The 2457-nt window shown below is 38.3% G+C and carries 2 protein-coding genes, 1 pseudogene and 1 riboswitch; of the genes and pseudogenes, 1 reads left to right on the forward strand and 2 read right to left on the reverse strand.

Annotated features, from left to right (window positions below; all coding sequences use genetic code 11):
• Positions 1–1053: APC family permease (locus AC1DWN_RS32120; protein ID WP_477562904.1), on the reverse strand; the 1053-nt coding region annotated here is incomplete at its 3' end.
• A gap of 146 nt (positions 1054–1199) precedes the next feature.
• Positions 1200–1377, reverse strand: a riboswitch (cyclic di-AMP (ydaO/yuaA leader).
• A gap of 46 nt (positions 1378–1423) precedes the next feature.
• On the opposite strand from AC1DWN_RS32120, the pseudogene AC1DWN_RS32125 reads away from it, so the two are divergent.
• Positions 1424–1605 (forward strand): annotated as a pseudogene (locus tag AC1DWN_RS32125) (transposase); the annotation flags it as partial.
• 434 nt (positions 1606–2039) lie between these two features.
• On the opposite strand, the gene AC1DWN_RS32130 reads toward AC1DWN_RS32125, so the two are convergent.
• Entirely contained in the window at positions 2040–2315 is a 276-nt protein-coding gene (locus tag AC1DWN_RS32130) for a hypothetical protein (protein WP_477562905.1), read from the reverse strand.
• Positions 2316–2457: the final 142 nt, after the last annotated feature.

Raw genomic sequence — 2457 nt, forward strand, 5'->3', positions numbered from 1 at the left:
GATAATGCCATTGGAATAACCAAGCCGATCTCCTCTAACCGTAAACATTCTTGGTATGAACTTATCATTAGCAAGATTTACGGCAAGCAAAGGGAAAGCTGAATATCCCGTGTTAGCGGCTAGGATAAGGATTAATGCTGTTGTACCTTGAATGAAGAAGTACATAAAATTTCGCCCAAAGGTGTGTTCGGCGATTTGTGAGACTACAGTTACTTCGAGATTTGGTGTAATCCCGTAATAATAAGCTAAATATACGATTCCCGAAAATAACAAAGCAAGTAAGATTCCCATCGCCATTAATGTTTTAGCTGCGTTATTAGGAGCAGGATTTTTAAAGTTCGGGATTGCATTCGAAATGGCCTCGACTCCTGTTAATGCTGAGCTGCCCGAAGCAAATGCTTTTAAGAGCAAAAAAAGGCTTATACCTGCTACTGGTGTACCGATTGGAGTATGTAATTCGGGAGAAACATAACCGGTTATTATGTTATATATGCCTGCTCCTATTAAAATAAATAATGCTAAAACAAACAAATATACCGGATATGCTAAAATCGAAGCAGACTCGGTTACCCCCCGCAGGTTCAGGATTGTTATGAAAATCACAAATATTACAGCTATGATTACCGTATGTTCGTGCAAACTTGGAAAAGCGGAAGTAATGGCATCCGTACCGGCAGATACACTTACTGCCACGGTTAAAATATAATCAACCAACAAGGAACCTCCGGCTATTAACCCAGGGTACTTGCCTAGATTCTCTTTTGACACCACATAAGCGCCTCCGCCATGCGGATATGCAAAGATAATTTGCCTATAAGATAAAATAAGTGCTAATAATAAAATCAATACTCCAATTGCGATAGGTATCGAATACCAAAACGCTGCTACACCAACTGTTATTAAAACGATTAATATTTGCTCAGGACCATAGGCCACTGAAGATAAGGCATCTGAAGAAAGAATGGCAAGAGCTTTCGTTTTATTAAGTTTCTGCTCGCCTAATTCATTTGATTTTAATGGTCGTCCGATTAAAAATCTTTTTAAAGAGAGCATTAGTTTCACTCCACATTTTTTATTTTTAAATTACCTGTGCTGTTAAAATACCCTGAAAATGAAATATAAAAACACGATCCCTAATCATGGCTTTTTGGCAATCAAAAAACACAGATAAGAACCTGTGTTTTGAATTCATTTTACAATTCTCCCTCAATCAACGCTTACGAGGTTAGCTGTCGGATTCGGACGGTTAAGTCGCCCTACCTGATTGTAAACTTGTACTGTCTACAATAGGATTCACCCCATAAGAAGATACCTGATACTTAGGTATCTATCATAATTGGTTCCCCCGTTTTCCTTGACGGACAGTTCTTACTACTTTTTAAACCATGATTAGGCTGGTTGGGACCATGATCTGGAGTAAGATCTAATCCAATCGATACCCGGCATTGGTCCAAAATTGCTGCAACAATATTAGCTGAGATAGGAGAAATTGATCGGTTCGATCTTGCGAAGAAGCTGGTTGCGTTTGTCGGTATTGATCCAAGCGTCTTTTCTTCTGGCAAGTTTACGGCAACCCGAAATAAAATCACCAAACAACGTGGTTCGATCTATGCGATTTTGACCACGTAAGAACCTTTCCGCTTGTCTGAATAAGCAACGTTTAGATATCGAGGAAATTAACCCCAAATTATATGGGACATTAAATTTTGACAGCTACTAGCTGGTAGAGAGAAAACGACAGCCACTTCACCGGCTGCCGTCTCTTCGTGCTTATTCAGCTATCGTGCCCGTTAGCTTAATCAATTGTCTCAGATCACATTTTGAGATTGTCTATTACTTCTTATCTTTAGACATTATTTCTAATATTTTTTGAAGAGAAATATGTATTCCTCGAAGGTAACTTACTAAACAAATGAATCCTATCGCTAAAATTACTAAGTAAAATTCCATTTCGCTTCTCCTCCTTACATCGCGAAGGTTATTAGCATAATGCTTTTTGTTTAATTTATTGAACTATCGTTTCCCGTTAGCGGAAAGAGCTATATTACCGTTAAAATTTGATTTCTATGATGATTGTCGTGATCGTTAAATTCGTGAATGATGTAAAGCAGAGAATAGAGTGTGCCAGTATGTGGGCAAATTTCTACTCCACCTGCAGTAACATGTTTAGCAGCAACGTCAGGATCAGTTAAAAGTTTTTCAATCAGTTGAAGGCGAGTTTGTTTATATTCATCGAGCAGACGATCTTTAGAAATTCCCGATCTGGCGTATTCATGCGCAATTTTGTTAAACGAATCGAAATCCGGAAATACCATTCCTTCTCCATTTTTAATCGCTGGGATGATCGCAGAGATAAGGTATGTATCCCAATTTTTAAGATGCGAAATTATTTCCCTACTGATGCTTTTCCTTCAGCAATCGGTTGTAGCCATATGCTTTCGTTTACATCATGTAAGG

It is taken from the genome of Paenibacillus sp. P4_A7, from assembly GCF_056402455.1.

Excerpts from the sequence above, each read along its gene's own strand:
- AC1DWN_RS32130 (WP_477562905.1), bottom strand. The coding sequence starts at position 2,315 with ATGGTATTTCCGGATTTCGATTCGTTTAACAAAATTGCGCATGAATAC.